The following is a 15,052-nucleotide window of genomic DNA, read 5'->3' on the forward strand; positions in this document are numbered from 1 at the left end:
TTATCGTACTATGATTTTCTTACTGTTATGGAGGTAGGCTCCTGGTTCTGAAGGCTGCGCAACACGGAGGCCGTCGAGGCGATGCCAAACCTCTCGTCCCACTACTTCAGCGGAACGAACAGCCGTAGTAGCTGGCAGCGTGAACGATACTTGGCGCACTATAGCCCACGGGCTGCGCACCAGCAACGTATAGGTGTGCCCGGGAATAAGTTGGGAAAACTGAACGGTATCTCGCATCGATTCGCCACTATTTAGATAGATATATTTCGGATGGCGCGTGCCCTGCACCGAGACATCAAGGCCAGGAATGATTTCATAGACCAAAGACTGCCCCGTACGGGAAAGACCGGCCGCATTCTCCACAGAAAGCGTGATGCGAACAATGCTGTCGGAAGGGAAAGTTAGCTGCGGCTCAGAAAAAGTCAGTTGTGCTCCGCTCCCCGCTACTACTGTCAGCGTGTCAAGACTGAAGATATGGCGGTCGTCGGGTGTCAATCGGAGGACACGCTGGCCCAACTGGCGGAAGCGCGCATGCAGCAGAAGAGTCTTAGCCTCGCCCGGCTGCAAAGTTGCAGAGGTGATGCCAACGTAGTCCGCTTGTCGCAACGTGTCGGTATCGGAAGGGAGATTGGTGAATAGGGCAAAAGGAGTAGTTAGTGGGTATGTAGCAGTGTTTCTAACAAAGAGACGGAGGCGCGTGTAGATGTCGCGCGTGGGAACATCAAGGATTTGCACGGAATCGATAGCTATTTCTGTCCCCGTTCGCTGGAGCGTGTCGGGGAGTTCCACGGAAAGATTGTCGGGATGTAGGAACAACACTTCTCTATTTGCAAAGAAACCCTCGCCCTTTCCTACTTCCGTTTCCTGACCGAGCGGTTCTGGGAAATAAAGAATATCGAAATTGAAATAGCCGTCATAATCACCGCCATAGCCCCAATTGACATGGAAGTTTCCATCTTTATCCTGCCCATCGAGTACAAAAGCATGACCACCAAGATGCTGAACATTGCCAGCACAATATACTGGGCGTCCGGATTCTACTTCGTTACGGATAGCAGCTACCCAAATGGAAGGATCGTACTTATAACTGTCGAGATAGTGTACATACTTCAAACCAAAAACGCGCTGCAGCGGCTTGAGAGCTCGATAAGAACTAGCAGCACTTTCTCGCAGCCCCCAATTCATGTGAACGGCCTGGCCGAGATAATAGCTCAAACGGGCAACGGCATCTATGGATGCGGCGGATTCCGCACCAGTGTAGTGCGGCAGTATCAGCCTTGAATCGACAGTCGCTCCAGGGTTAATGTCGGGTATCTGGTAGTTTTTTGTTGTCCAACCTTTGAGCGTATCTTGCAAGGTATAGACACGCTGATAATAAGTCAGTATCTGCTCTAAGGCCGTAGCCACACAGCCCACCACGCAACGTTCCGAACTGAGAACAGAATCGGCGTTAAGAAAGAAAGGACAAGCGGAATTATAGGGATGTCCCTGCGAGCGAATAGAAGAGAGCAAGGGGGCGACAGCACGTCCCGAGAAAGCAGGAACAGAACGATGGTGCGCATCAATGGGCAGCAGGGGCAAGAGGCGGTCATACTGCTGCAAAAGAGTGGAAAGCGCGGGTGGAATGGTGCGAGCCTTGTAAGTGCCGTAAGCCAGAACTTCGGGAAGGCGATCATCAGCGGCCGCGAGAACAAACTTATTGCCTGCCACAAACAGATAAGAGGCTGGAGAAGTGCGTAGGGTGAGCGGATGGACAGCTGCTTTGCGCTGGCCGCCCTGCTTAAAATAAGATACCACACGCGCCCGAGCCTCGTCTTCGCTTACGGACTGAGCGGAGGCAATATGAGAGAAACTAAGAAGTAGGATAAAGAAGCACGCGCACCGAAGAGAGACAGGTGTGCATAGATGGGATAAGCCGAAAGAAGCAAAGGTTCTTCGCAATATTTTGGAGTAGAAAGATTTCATCTGAATATTAAAAATGAACAGCAGGCTTAGTCTGTTACTGCCTACATCAAAGGTGATAAAATACGTGCATGAGATTCAAGCAAACGTTTCCATAAAGGCCGCTGCATCCAATGGTCGTAGGAAACTTCTTCACAATCCTCTTGAGCTGTCAGAAAGAGTTGTCGCAAATCAGTTGCCGTCTGCTGATTGTAAACATAAGCATTGGCTTCAAAATTATTCTCAAAACTACGGAAATCCATATTGGCAGAACCAACAGAACTAAACTCATCATCGGCCACGAGTACTTTAGCATGCAGAAAACCGCCTTTATAGAGGAATATCCTTACGCCAGAAATCAGTACATCTTGGAAAAAACTCTCGTTGACCCAGCGAAGGAACAACGCATCAGGGCGAGCGGGCAACATGATACGTACATCGACGCCTACAAGGGCTGCCGTCTGCAACGCTTGCAGGAAAGACTCCGTCGGAACAAAGTAAGGCGATTGTATATAAATGTAGTTGCGTGCGTTCTGTATGAGCCACGACAGCGAGTAGGCTATCTCTGAATACTGCGCAAAAGGTGTACTGAAAACAATTTGGGTAAGTTGCCGACCAAAGGTTTCTGTCGATGAGGGGAAATAGGATTGCTCCGTTTTCAACTCTTCCGTCACAAAATACCAGTCGGAAAGAAAAATACGCTGCAGGGCGCAGACACTCTCACCCTTAAGCTGTAGCTGCATATCTAACCAGTCCGCCGCGCGAAGTGGGGCGTAGCGAAGTGCAAGATTCATGCCGCCAATGAAACCCGTATGGCCGTCGATAATACAAACCTTGCGATGATTGCGATAATTGACTTTTCGCGTCAAAGAAGGGAAACGTACGGGCTCAAAAGCCGCACAGCGAACACCAGCCTTTTCTAGCCGATGAAAAAAAGTCTCAGGGACACGCCAACATCCCACATCATCGTAGAGAAGTCGGACCTCCACACCTTCCCGTGCCTTGTCTGCCAGAGCATCTGCAACAAGCTGGCCGATTGCATCGGCTTCAATGATGTACGTTTCTATATGTATATGATTTTTTGCGGCATAAATGGCGCGCAACAAAGCTTGTAGGAATTGACGTCCCGAAGGCAATAATTCAGTAGCATTATTGCCGGTGATAACGCTCAAATGGTTTCTCTCAAGACCTTCTATAAGAGGAGCGAAACGCTTAGGAAATTCACGGACAGAAGGCTCGTAGCAAACTTCCAGCATACGTTGCGTAATGCAATCATAAGCGCGACGACGGAAATGATGCTCACGCCGAACATTTTGTCCGAAGAAATAGAAGAATATAAGGCCAATGATGGGCAACAGCCATATCACAATGAGCCACGCAATAGTTTTGGGCGGCTGGCGGTTCTCCAAAACGATGACTATAGCCGTACTCATGATGAATACTGCGTATGCAATCACTATTATATATAGAAGAACTTCCGTCCACATCTTTTCTGTTCCTTGCTGTAGTAAATATCCTAGTTTCCTTCTTTCGCAAAAATACAGGAAAATTTAGGATTTTACGCCACATCTCCCATTTTTTCTACCGCACTTACTGACAAACTGCTGCTAAATCAGTCGGTTAATAACACATCTTTGAGGAGCTTTTCTCTAAGTCTTATCAGAGTGGTGCGGAGAACCGAAATAGATTCAACTATCTTCCTCAAGTTCTTCGCGCTGACTCTCCGGCCAATTCACAAGATAGAGTCTGCCGGTGGTTCTCGTAAAGGCAGTGTAGAGCCAACGCAGATACGCTGTCAAATCCATCTCGGGCGGCAGATAGCCTTGGTCCACAAAAACGCGGCTCCACTGCCCGCCCTGCGCCTTATGACAAGTGACGGCGTAAGCATATTTGAGCTGCAAGGCATTATAATAAGGATCTTGGCGAAGCTGCTTCATGCGCTCTTTCTTCGTTGGGAGAAAAGCATAGTCGGCCAGTACGTTTTGATACAGACGTTCCTGCTCTTCACTTGTCAGCGAAGGCGATTCGCTGGTCAGCGTATCAAGCAAAACGCGGCAGTCCATCTCGTAGTCGTTATAATCAGGAAAACGGAGCGTAGCATCAGCAAAATGAAAACCATATTGCTCGTGTACGTTGCGAATACTAACAACTTCGGCCGTATCTCCATTTGCAATGAAATCGAAAGGTAAGCGGTCGTTCTGTCCGAGCGTCTTTAGTAATTGCTCGGTCCAGAAATAATTATTTTTCACAGCCATTACCAAATCACCACGAGCCAGTTGGTCCTCGCGATCAAAAATGCGTGCACGAATTCCTCCATTATAGACATTGGCCCGCTTATTGGAACGCGTCACAACTATAGTATCACCCGTGCCATAATCGCTATAAGCATCAACAAGTGCCTCTATGAGTTCATCTCCAGGCAGGAAGCGCACCTCTCCACGCCTACTCCCTTGAATCACGGGCATATCCAGTAATCCTTCAGATAAGTGTTCGCGCAAACGAGTGGCGCCGCTCAGCACATCAGAACCTTTCGACTGGCGCACAACTTCAGTCAAATCGGCCTCTTCCACATCTAAACCATAACCACGAAGCACATCGCCACGAAGCGCAGGACTTTCATCCTCTCCCACTGGTGGCAACTGTGCCGTATCTCCCACAAAGAGCAACTTACATCCCTCAGCACCATAGACATATTGGAGAAGATCATCGAGCAATAGACCCGTTCCGAAGATACTTCCCATGCCGCCTTGATTGCTCAGCATGGAAGCCTCATCAACTATGAAAAGCGTATAGGGAAACTTGTTGAAACCGAGCGAAAAGCGCGTACCTTCACCATTAAAGCTTTGCTGCCGATAGATGGCCTTATGGATTGTGTAGGCAGGCGTACCGGCGTGAGCACTAAAAACCTTGGCGGCCCGTCCCGTCGGCGCAAGTAGCTGAACAGGTCTCTCCAATTTCTGCATCACTCTAACCAGTGCGCCCACAAGTGAGGTCTTACCCGTTCCCGCATAACCCCGAAGGATAAATGCAGCTTGCGGGCGCGGCAGCACGAGGAAACGTGCCAGTTTCTCCGCGGCTTCGCGCTGTTTGGAAGTAAAAGGAAAATGGAATTCCTGCGCTATCTGTTCAACCAGTTCTTCGTATATCATTGTGATACAAAAGTAGAAAATTATTTGTAATTTTGCTGCCCAGCAACGTATCAGGTATATATCTATCAACAACCTTGGTTTGTCGATGACATTCTTTAGCTTACGTTCTGACTTCTTTAATTTATATCTCAACACAATGGAACTACCCAAAGATCCCATGATGCTATACAGCGTCATCAATATGAAACTCCGCGACAACTATAAGTCGCTCGACGAACTCTGCAAGAAAGAGGACGTTGAACGCGCAAGTATCGAAAAACAACTGGCTACAGCTGGTTTCGAATACTCTCCGGAACACAACAAATTCTGGTGATACAGATGAGCATACTAAGGAAATATCCTTTCTCGCTTATCTGCGTGGCGCTTATCTGGATGCTATGCTTCGACACCACAGAGGGAATGCCGAATGTCAGTATTCCCAACATCGACAAGTTGGTTCATTTCGCGATGTACTTTGGCACTTGCTCCACCATCTGGTGGGAACGCCTCAAAGCCACAGGGCGAGAAGATGTTTGCTGGCTTTTATGCTTTGCCATCATAGCACCTATCTTGATGAGCGGGGTAATAGAGATTTTACAATCGCAGACTACTTACCGGAGTGGGGATTGGGCTGATTTGTTGGCTAATAGTATCGGAGTGTTTGCAGCAATTCCGCTCGGGCACTTCCTTTTAAAACCTATCTTTGAAAATCACTCCGACGAACAAACAGGCGATGGAGAAGAAGAGGTATAAACAATATTGAGCCTCCACTCCACTTGCCTACGGACAAATCGATATTTCCTTTCTTTTTGCGCAACATATTCATTCTGACATCCTATGGAAACGAGCCATTTTCCCACAAAGCTTACCATCCGAGTATCTGACACTCGCCTCTGCTTTGCGCGCTACGAACTACGCCGCGAACCGCTCTTTGCTTTCTCCTCCTGGCAACTGCGCCAAGAGTTTTCGTTGTTGCAAAATCTGCGTGAAGCCATGGATAGAGAGGAACTATTGCAGGCTCCGACCAGTCACATCGAAATTCTCTGCTGCCAACCCGTCACTCCCGTACCACTGGCCGACTTTCAAGAGGAGGACTGCACGAACATCTATAAATATGTATTCCATCAGGAGCGTCCTCACCGTGTTTTCTACGACACCTTGCCGTGTGCCAATGCAGTCCTGCTCTACGGCATGAAGGAAGAAGTGTGTCGCGCCATAGAGGAAGTGTTCGGACAAGTTCACTACACCTCCGCGCTTACCTCGCTGCTGGCTCATCTCTCCCAAAAAGGACTGAGCAATGGTACTGGTCGCCGCTTTTTCTGCCATATCCACGACAATGCAATGGACTTTGCGGCTTTTAACTATACCCGCCTAGAACTCATCAATACTTACGAGATTCACAACACAGCGGATGCAGCTTACTATGCCTTTAATGCGGCTCAGAAACTGGGAGCTGACACACGGCAGGATTCGTTCTTCATCACAGGCAATAAGGCTGAACGCGAAAAGACGGTAGAAGAGTTCCGACAATTTGCGGCAAATGTCTATGGCGTTAATCCTACGGCCGAATACAACCGTTCCATTGTGGCCACCACTCCTGGTGTGCCCTATGATATGATAACTTTCTTGATGGAATAAACTATGCGAGTAATCACTGGAAAATATAAAGGCCGCCGCTTCGATGTGCCGCGCACTTTCAAAGCCCGTCCAACAACCGATTTTGCAAAGGAAAATCTATTCAACGTACTGCGGTCGTACATCGACTTTGAGGAAACCACCGCGCTCGACCTCTTCGGGGGGACGGGAAGTATCACGCTCGAACTGCTCTCCCGCGGATGTCCGCAGGTGACCACTGTGGAGAAGGATCGCCAGCACTATATGTTTATCCGTGCCGTACTACATGAACTCAACGACGATGCTGCCAATCTCTTGCAGGGCGATGCGCTAAAATTTATTGAGCGTTGTCGGCAACCCTTCGAACTTGTTTTTGCCGATCCGCCTTACATACTTCCGGAGTTGCCCGAGCTGCCTGAACGTGTCTTGAAGAGCGATTGCCTCAAGGCTGGTGGACTCTTCATTCTTGAACATGGCAAAAACTACAACTTCAGCCACCTGCCAGAGTTCTTAGAGCACCGCGCCTACGGCAGCGTGAATTTCTCCTTCTTCCGCAAGCCCGAAACAGCCGAATAAGTGCCTCCTTTGGCTGAATTATTGAAGATTTCAGCACAAGCAAGTGAGTCAATACACCTCCCATATCTATACCTCCATAAGAAGGTGAGAGTTCTTTGCAAGCAGTAAGAATTCAGCCTTAGCATAAGCCCGCCCTTTTCTTGACATTGACTCAGGGCGAAATAGATGTTAACAAAATAGAAATCCGCAGTATCTGTTAGAAAATGCTCGCCTCCGGCCTACGCAAACTGAGGCAGATAGTGCGGATTTTAATAAAAAAATGCTCACTTTTTCTATTTTTGAATAAAAATAGCCTGCTTTTCCTTTTCAGCTTCCTTATTGTGTGAGCGGATAGCCTTATTCTGTCAGCTGACGCAATAAGGATGTTGGCAGATAGCCTTATTGTATCCACCAATAGCTTTATCGAACTGGCTTGACAAATTGGACTAATCTCAGAACAACTTTGTTCTGAGTTGGATTTCAAGCCATTCTCAGAACCGTAGAATAAGAGATTATTTTACAATACTTAAGTTTTTAATAAATAATATAATAGGACTGTAGCCTTGGTTTGATAAAATCTCGTAACTTTGCAGTCGAAACGTTTCAAACATATTTTATGTCTAGCACTAAAACAATCAGAACCGCCCTGATTTCAGTTTTCCACAAGGACGGACTTGAGGAAATCCTCAGAACACTTCATGAGAATGGCGTCAAACTACTCTCAACTGGCGGCACACAGCAGTTTATCGAAGATTTAGGTTACCCCTGCCAGAAAGTAGAGGAACTAACCACATATCCCTCCATTCTAGGCGGCCGTGTCAAGACGCTACACCCCAAAGTGTTTGGCGGAATCCTGGGCCGTCGTGGCTTGGCAGAAGACCAAGCCGAGATGATAAAGTATGCCATACCGCAAATCGACCTCGTCATTGTTGACCTCTACCCCTTCGAGGAGACAGTGAAGAACGGAGGTAGCGCAGAGCAGATTATCGAAAAGATTGATATCGGCGGTATTAGCCTGATTCGCGCTGCCGCTAAAAATTTCAACGATGTTGTTATCATCCCGAGTAAACACGAGTATGCCGAACTCCTCGACATCCTCCAGAAGCAAGGGGCTAAAACTGATATCGAACAGCGCAAACATTTTGCAGAGCGAGCCTTCGCTACTTCCAGCCACTACGATACGGCGATTCACGAATGGTTCACGAAATAAATAACAGCAGAAAATAGACAATGAGTTTCTTCAGTAAATTTTTCTCCTTCACACAAGAGCTGGCTATGGACTTGGGCACTGCAAATACCATCATCATTGCAGATGATCAGATAGCAGTCAACGAGCCGTCCGTGGTAGCTCTGGACCAACATTCCGACAAACTACTGGCAGTGGGTCAGAAGGCTAAATTGATGTACGAGAAGACTAACAATAAGATCCACGTTATTCGTCCGTTGCGCGACGGCGTTATTGCCGACTTCAACGCTTGCGAGCAAATGATTCGTGGCCTTATCAAAATGGTCCATTCGGGCCGCCGTCTCTTCTCTCCTTCTCTCAGAATGGTCATTGGTGTCCCTTCCGGTTCTACCGAGGTGGAACTTCGTGCCGTGCGCGACTCAGCTGAGCACGCAGGCGGCCGAGATGTCTATCTGATTTACGAACCTATGGCTGCCGCCATCGGTGTGGGTATTGATGTAAATGCCCCCGAAGGAAACATGATTGTGGATATAGGTGGTGGTACAACGGAAATCGCCGTGATTTCCTTGGGCGGAATCGTTTCCAACAACTCTATAAAGATGGCTGGTGACGACTTCACAGCCGACATCCAAGAGTATATGAGCCGCCAGCACAACGTACGCGTCAGTGAACGCATGGCTGAGCGCATCAAAATCAATGTAGGTGCAGCTCTGACAGACCTAACGGAGAATGCTCCAGAGGACTATGTGGTTCATGGCCCAAACCGCATCACCGCAATGCCTATGGAGGTTCCTGTGTGCTATCAAGAGATTGCTCACTGCCTCGAAAAGAGCATCGCACGTATCGAACAGGCCGTTATCAACGCTTTGGAGAACACTCCACCAGAGTTGTACGCCGATATCGTTAAGAACGGTATCTGGTTGACAGGTGGCGGTGCGTTGCTTCGCGGACTTGACAAGCGACTGACGGAGAAAATTAACATCCCATTCCATGTTGCTGACGATCCTCTCCTTTGTGTTGCAAAAGGCACAGGTATTGCCCTCCAACATGTTGATGATTACACGTTCTTGATGCGTTAATGCGCACAGACATCTCCATAAATAACAATGAGCAATTGTCGTGTCGTGCAATTGTTCATTGTTATTTATTAGGAGTCTGGCCCTTTTTCCAACGGAGAACATAGAACTTGTTCCTCCCGGCTTAGTTTGAATAATAAATAGGCTTGATCCATTGAAGACCTTTCTTGACTTCCTTCGCAAATACAACTTCTTCTTCCTGTTTCTCCTACTGGAAGCAGTGAGTTTCATACTCCTGTTCCGATTCAACAGCTATCAAGGCAGCGTTTGGTATACAGCAGCCAATCACACAGCAGCAACGGTTAATAATTTATATTATGAAGTTATGACCTATCTCAATTTGGGAGATGTAAATGGCCGTTTGACTCACCAAAACACCTTGCTGACTCAAGAAAATGCTTATCTGAGAGCTCGATTGGGAGAACTCTCCCATCAGCCAACGCCCACAGAGCTAAACGTACGTCAGACGCTGGCAAACTATAAACTATTGGACGCCGTCGTTGTGTCCAATTCCACCAAGAAGACCAATAATTATATCGTCATCGACAAAGGAAGTAGTGATGGCGTTCGCCCAGAAATGGGTGTTGTGGGAGGAGGTGGCGTTGTCGGCATCGTTTATCTCACTGGGCCTCATTATTCGCTTGTCATACCTGTTACTAATCACAAGTCAAGCATCAGTTGTCGCGTTCGCGGTCTGGGCTATTTTGGTTACTTACAATGGAGTGGCGAAAAATTGCTCCATGCTTACGTCAACGATATTCCTCGTTACGCTAAAATAAAAAAAGGAGCTATTGTTGAAACCAGTGGTTATAGCGCAGTCTTCCCGCCTGGAATTTTCATCGGTCGCGTGAATAGCGTTGGAAATTCACCAGATGGTCAGAGCTATCGTTTAGATATCACGCTGGGCACAGACTTTGCCACCTTGCGCAACGTATGTGTGGTCATGACTCCTTATCAAGCCGAGATAGACACCCTAAAAGCCCACGCGGCCGAACAAGATGCTCACGACGCTCTCAATGGCTTGGAAACGATACAATAAACATTTCTGAAAATGCACATCTTTGGCTCTCAGATGCGCGGGCTATAACGAATGATAGCTCCCTCCTGCAGAAAAATTGTTCTACAAACTGCTAAATGCTTCTTTATCCGTGTTTCAGACAATATTATCCCGCATAGGTTGGTTCTTATTGCTCTTGTTGCTACAAGTGCTCGTGTTCAACCATATCCATATCATGGGCTACGCCACACCAATGCCCTATGTGTATTTCCTTCTCATCTTGCCCAGCGACACCCCGCGGTGGCTCTACATCCTACTCGGATTCCTGCTGGGAGTACTGATCGACATTTTTGGAAATACACCAGGCATGGCCGCAGCCACTATGACGGCCATCGGCCTTATCACACCGCTACTTTTCAACCTTTTCGGACCGAGAGATCGGGACAAAGACGACAACATCTTACCTTCAATGAGAACTATGGAGCGCTGGCCCTTCGTCCGCTACCTTCTGACTGCCGTTTTCCTACAGTGCCTCATCTTCTTCTCTATCGAATCATTCAGTTTCTTCAACTGGACTTTTCTGCTTATCAATATCGCCGGCTCAACAGTACTGACTACGCTGTTCTGCATCGCTTTGGAGCTGATAAGAAAAAAGCCCTAATGAACACATACAATAATATAAGACACCATTGGAAGCCTACAATTTCAGCAACAGAAAGTTTGTGATTGGCGGTGTAGCTATTGGCATCATCCTTATCTACCTCATACGCCTTTTCACCTTGCAATTGTTGAGCGACGACTATAAGAAAAACGCCGACTCCAATGCTTTCCGGAAGGATATCATCTATCCCTCGCGCGGTCTCATATTCGACCGCAATGGCCAACTTATGGTCTACAACGAACCCTCCTACAACATCATGGTTACAATGAATGAGCAGCAGGGCATAGATACTCTAGACTTTTGCAAAACTGTTGGCATCACTAAAGAGTACTACATACAGCGTTGTGAAGAGATAAAAGATACGCGGAAGAACCCAGGCTACAGTCGATACACGCCGCAGGTTTTCATGACGCAAATACCTCCCGAAGAATACTCCCTATTCCAAGAAAAGCTTTTCCGTTTCAAAGGATTCTCCATTGAGAAGAGATCTATCCGCCACTATGCTGCGGCGGTTGGCGCACACATACTTGGTGACGTGGGCGAGGTGAATCAGACCAACATTGATAGTGATAGCTATTACCAGCCCGGAGACTACATTGGAAAGCTCGGAGTGGAACGTTCCTACGAAAAGGTGCTCCGCGGAGAAAAAGGCTTGCGCATCATGCTCCGCGACGTTCACGGACGAACGAAAGGTCATTATATGAACGGAGCATACGACAAACTGCCAGTGCCTGGGCAAAACATAACACTAGGAGTTGATCTCAAAACACAAGAATTGGCAGAACGATTGCTACAAGGGAAAATCGGAGCAATTGTAGCCATAGAGCCATCAACAGGACAGATTCTGTGCATGGCTTCCTCCCCCAGTTATGATCCCGGTATTATGGTGGGCCGCGACCGCTCTAAGGCACACGAGGCGCTTTCGAAGAATCCGCGCAAACCATTGCTCAACCGTGCTATCATGGGTACATATCCGCCGGGGTCCACCTTTAAGATATCACAAGCGCTCTTAGGTTTGCAAGAAGGTAGCATTAATCCGCAAATCAGTTTCCCCTGCCACCACGGCTTTAGCTATAAGGGACTTCACGTCGGGTGCCACGGACACGCCAGCCCCATCAATCTAGTACCCGCCATCGGTACTAGCTGCAACAGCTACTTTTGCTGGAATCTCTTTCGCCTACTCTCCAACAAGCGCAAGTACGGTTCTGTGCAGAACGCCATGACTGTGTGGAAGAATCACCTTGTGAAAATGGGTTTTGGTTATAAGTTAGGCATCGACCTCCCAGGCGAAAAACGCGGCATGATACCCAATGCTCAATATTACGATAAGGCATACAAAGGCTCGTGGAACGGACTGACGGTTATCTCTATTTCAATCGGCCAGGGCGAGGTTACAGCAACACCTCTACAAATTGCTAACTTAGCCGCACAGGTTGCCAACCGCGGTTTCTTTTACACGCCCCACGTTGTGCGTTCTGTACAAGGGGGCCAATTGGACACACTCTACACTCGCAAGCATTACACCGGCATCAACCGCCGCTGGTACGACTATGCAGTAGCCGGAATGCGCAAGGCCGTTATTGACGGTACATGTCGTTCTGCAAATCTCCCCTGGTTCGAGGTTTGTGGCAAAACGGGTACGGCGCAGAACCGCGGACACGACCACAGTGTTTTCATGGGCTTTGCTCCTATGAATAACCCTAAAATAGCTGTCTCCGTCTATGTAGAGAATGGCGGTTTCGGCAACGTTTATGGTGTTCCCATCGGGGCACTTATCATCGAACAATATCTTCGTGGCCAACTCTCTCCCGCATCTATGCGAAAGGCCGCGGTAATGCAAAATCGGCACATCAAGTATGGAGACTTTGAACGGTAGAAAATACGGCAATCCGGCAGCACGCGCCGATTGGGTCGTTATTCTTATTTTCCTGTTGCTACTAATTGCTGGTTGGCTCTCCATTTGTGGTGCGAGCCACAACTTAGGCGACACAGATTTCTTTTCGTGGGGCACGCGAAGCGGTAAGCAATTAGCGTGGATAGGATGCTCCATCGGCTTGGGAGGTTTCCTCCTGATGGTCGACGACAAATACTTCGATACGCTCGCTCCTTTTCTATACATCTGCATGATGCTTCTGCTGCTTGTCACCCCCTTTATAGCGCACGACATCAAAGGGTCTAAATCGTGGATCTCCCTTGGCCCCGTCAGTTTGCAACCTGCAGAATTTGCCAAGTGCGCCACGGCTTTAGCGGTGGCTAAAGTTATCGGACAGTATGGCTTCAACCTCTCGAATATGCGCAACTTCTTCAAGGCCGCCGGTCTTGTTCTGCTCCCTATGGTGCTTATTGTGTTGCAAAAAGAGACGGGTTCCGCCCTTGTTTATCTGGCATTCTTCCTCATGTTCTATCGTGAAGGAATGCCTGGCTCTATATTGTTTACGGCAGTAGCAGCCGTTTCTTATTTTGTTGTAGGCATCCGCTACGAAGCAGATATTATGCCGGGTACACTGACCACAATTGGGCAGTTCGCCGTGCTTATCATCATTTGGCTCAACGTCGTGGGGATGTGCGCCATCTACCTGAAGCGCAACAACAGTTGGTTCTGGTTTCTCTCCATAGGCTTGCTAATACAACTCATCGCCTATCTCGTTTCAGCCTTCATCAAGCCGTTCGACGTGGCGTGGGTGCAAATCGTTGGTATCATAGCCATGGCTGGTTATCTCATTTGGCAAGGCTTAGGCGAACGAATTAGATCCTACTCTCTCATTGCTATCTTCGCTTTAGGAAGTACTGCCTTCCTCTATTCGGCCAACTTTGCGCTCAACGATGTGCTTGAACCGCATCAGCAAACCCGTATCAAGGTATTGTTAGGTACGGAGGACGATCCACACGGAGCTGGTTATAATGTCAACCAAAGTAAGATTGCCATTGGCTCGGGCGGACTTGAAGGGAAAGGCTTCATGAACGGTACACAAACAAAGCTGAAATACGTGCCGGAACAAGACACCGACTTTATTTTCTGTACCGTGGGCGAAGAGCAAGGTTTTCTCGGCAGTGCGGGCGTATTGCTCCTCTTCCTGATCTTGATACTCCGACTGATTTATCTCTCCGAACGACAGACCACCGTCGCGGGACGAGTTTATGGCTACTGCGTCCTTTCCATTCTCCTCTTCCATGTGTTTATCAACGTGGGTATGGTGATGGGACTCACACCAGTCATAGGCATCCCCCTACCTTTCTTCTCCTATGGTGGTTCAAGTCTTTGGGGGTTCACACTACTTCTATTCATCTTCCTGCGTATCGACGCGAGGGACAAAGTAAGAATGAGATAAAACGTTACGGAACAATAGATACACACGAACTATGGCTAAAAAAGAACATCCCTCACATATCTGGACAGGAGTGATTGTAGGCGCATGCCTACTAACGGTAGTCAGCATCTTCCTGTTGAAGCGCGCCAGCGATCGCCGCTCACCTGTCTATACCCAACTACACCCTGAGGACACAGTAGCAGTGAAGGAACGTATGCCCGTTGCCCGTCCCGACACCACTATCGATGCAACCTATTTGCCCATTCTGCGCGACACCGTGAATGTTGCACTCTCCGACAGCATCACGCGCGACACGCGTGGAGCCTACGAAGCAGGCAGCGAAGACGGCTATTTGGCAGGCATGGACGATGGGGCCACGCAGCATCCCCGCGCCAGCTACGATACCTCAAACGCTTTTACCAAACCGAAGGACAAGGCCGCCTATGTGCGTGGCTATGGCGAAGGCTATCAAAAAGGTTTTGAAGATGGTGCCAAAGGTAAGCAGTTCAACATAGGCAACTAATAATCCTTACAGCAAACATATCCTACTGGCTTTTCCTTCATGCAACGGAAAAGTCAGTATTTT

14 protein-coding genes are annotated in these 15,052 nt (G+C 48.2%); 11 read left to right on the forward strand and 3 right to left on the reverse strand.

Annotated elements, in window-relative coordinates; genetic code table 11:
• The 3 genes from ACO4R2_RS09870 to ACO4R2_RS09880 form a co-directional block, all read right to left on the reverse strand.
• Window positions 1-1,941, reverse strand: coding sequence for a C10 family peptidase (locus tag ACO4R2_RS09870; protein WP_484770046.1), 1,941 nt, complete (start codon window positions 1,939-1,941; stop codon window positions 1-3).
• Between the two features lie 65 nt (window positions 1,942-2,006).
• Window positions 2,007-3,428: a cardiolipin synthase gene (gene cls, locus ACO4R2_RS09875; RefSeq protein ID WP_484770047.1), complete on the reverse strand. Its 1,422-nt coding sequence runs from the start codon at window positions 3,426-3,428 to the stop codon at window positions 2,007-2,009.
• Between the two features lie 201 nt (window positions 3,429-3,629).
• Window positions 3,630-5,090 (reverse strand): ATP-dependent DNA helicase, encoded by a 1,461-nt coding sequence (locus ACO4R2_RS09880; RefSeq protein WP_484770048.1) that lies wholly within the window; start codon window positions 5,088-5,090, stop codon window positions 3,630-3,632.
• Window positions 5,091-5,226: 136 nt separating this feature from the next.
• Between ACO4R2_RS09880 and ACO4R2_RS09885 the strand changes: the two genes are divergently transcribed.
• The 11 genes from ACO4R2_RS09885 to ACO4R2_RS09935 all read left to right on the forward strand — a co-directional run bounded on the left by ACO4R2_RS09885 (window position 5,227) and on the right by ACO4R2_RS09935 (window position 14,989).
• Window positions 5,227-5,403: a DUF4250 domain-containing protein gene (locus tag ACO4R2_RS09885; protein WP_040597656.1), complete on the forward strand. Its 177-nt coding sequence runs from the start codon at window positions 5,227-5,229 to the stop codon at window positions 5,401-5,403.
• A gap of 5 nt (window positions 5,404-5,408) precedes the next feature.
• The gene (locus ACO4R2_RS09890; RefSeq protein WP_484770049.1) at window positions 5,409-5,822 is read left to right on the forward strand and encodes a VanZ family protein; all 414 of its coding nucleotides are present in this window, start codon (window positions 5,409-5,411) and stop codon (window positions 5,820-5,822) included.
• 84 nt (window positions 5,823-5,906) lie between these two features.
• Window positions 5,907-6,707 carry a DUF3822 family protein gene (locus ACO4R2_RS09895; protein WP_484770050.1) on the forward strand — a complete coding sequence of 267 codons (801 nt, stop codon included), beginning with the start codon at window positions 5,907-5,909 and terminating at the stop codon, window positions 6,705-6,707.
• A gap of 3 nt (window positions 6,708-6,710) precedes the next feature.
• Window positions 6,711-7,259: an RsmD family RNA methyltransferase gene (locus ACO4R2_RS09900; RefSeq protein ID WP_311490631.1), complete on the forward strand. Its 549-nt coding sequence runs from the start codon at window positions 6,711-6,713 to the stop codon at window positions 7,257-7,259.
• A 595-nt stretch (window positions 7,260-7,854) separates the two neighbouring features.
• Window positions 7,855-8,448, forward strand: a complete 594-nt coding sequence (locus ACO4R2_RS09905; RefSeq protein WP_484770051.1) for an IMP cyclohydrolase — start codon at window positions 7,855-7,857, stop codon at window positions 8,446-8,448.
• 20 nt (window positions 8,449-8,468) lie between these two features.
• A complete protein-coding gene (locus ACO4R2_RS09910; RefSeq protein ID WP_315089815.1) occupies window positions 8,469-9,503 on the forward strand; it encodes a rod shape-determining protein in 1,035 nt (344 codons plus the stop codon).
• Window positions 9,504-9,654: 151 nt separating this feature from the next.
• Complete coding sequence (gene mreC, locus ACO4R2_RS09915) at window positions 9,655-10,539, forward strand: rod shape-determining protein MreC (protein ID WP_311490628.1); 885 nt, start codon at window positions 9,655-9,657, stop codon at window positions 10,537-10,539.
• Window positions 10,540-10,615: 76 nt separating this feature from the next.
• Entirely contained in the window at window positions 10,616-11,158 is a 543-nt protein-coding gene (mreD, locus tag ACO4R2_RS09920) for a rod shape-determining protein MreD (protein WP_311490627.1), read from the forward strand.
• Between the two features lie 28 nt (window positions 11,159-11,186).
• Window positions 11,187-13,034 (forward strand): penicillin-binding protein 2, encoded by a 1,848-nt coding sequence (mrdA, locus tag ACO4R2_RS09925; protein WP_311490626.1) that lies wholly within the window; start codon window positions 11,187-11,189, stop codon window positions 13,032-13,034.
• On the forward strand, window positions 13,015-14,487 hold the full coding sequence (gene rodA, locus ACO4R2_RS09930; RefSeq protein ID WP_484770052.1) for a rod shape-determining protein RodA: 1,473 nt from the start codon (window positions 13,015-13,017) through the stop codon (window positions 14,485-14,487). The genes mrdA and rodA overlap by 20 nt, the downstream gene beginning before the upstream one ends.
• A gap of 31 nt (window positions 14,488-14,518) precedes the next feature.
• Window positions 14,519-14,989: a hypothetical protein gene (locus ACO4R2_RS09935; RefSeq protein WP_311490624.1), complete on the forward strand. Its 471-nt coding sequence runs from the start codon at window positions 14,519-14,521 to the stop codon at window positions 14,987-14,989.
• The last annotated feature ends 63 nt before the right edge of the window (window positions 14,990-15,052 follow it).

This window comes from Alloprevotella sp. (assembly GCF_057240785.1).

What these genes read in the sequence shown, in the direction of transcription:
- cls (WP_484770047.1), bottom strand. Translation starts at nt 3,428, where the DNA reads ATGTGGACGGAAGTTCTTCTATATATAATAGTGATTGCATACGCAGTA.
- ACO4R2_RS09880 (WP_484770048.1), bottom strand. Translation starts at nt 5,090, where the DNA reads ATGATATACGAAGAACTGGTTGAACAGATAGCGCAGGAATTCCATTTT.
- ACO4R2_RS09885 (WP_040597656.1), top strand. Translation starts at nt 5,227, where the DNA reads ATGGAACTACCCAAAGATCCCATGATGCTATACAGCGTCATCAATATG.
- ACO4R2_RS09890 (WP_484770049.1), top strand. Translation starts at nt 5,409, where the DNA reads ATGAGCATACTAAGGAAATATCCTTTCTCGCTTATCTGCGTGGCGCTT.
- ACO4R2_RS09895 (WP_484770050.1), top strand. Translation starts at nt 5,907, where the DNA reads ATGGAAACGAGCCATTTTCCCACAAAGCTTACCATCCGAGTATCTGAC.
- ACO4R2_RS09900 (WP_311490631.1), top strand. Translation starts at nt 6,711, where the DNA reads ATGCGAGTAATCACTGGAAAATATAAAGGCCGCCGCTTCGATGTGCCG.
- ACO4R2_RS09905 (WP_484770051.1), top strand. Translation starts at nt 7,855, where the DNA reads ATGTCTAGCACTAAAACAATCAGAACCGCCCTGATTTCAGTTTTCCAC.
- ACO4R2_RS09910 (WP_315089815.1), top strand. Translation starts at nt 8,469, where the DNA reads ATGAGTTTCTTCAGTAAATTTTTCTCCTTCACACAAGAGCTGGCTATG.
- rodA (WP_484770052.1), top strand. Translation starts at nt 13,015, where the DNA reads ATGGAGACTTTGAACGGTAGAAAATACGGCAATCCGGCAGCACGCGCC.
- ACO4R2_RS09935 (WP_311490624.1), top strand. Translation starts at nt 14,519, where the DNA reads ATGGCTAAAAAAGAACATCCCTCACATATCTGGACAGGAGTGATTGTA.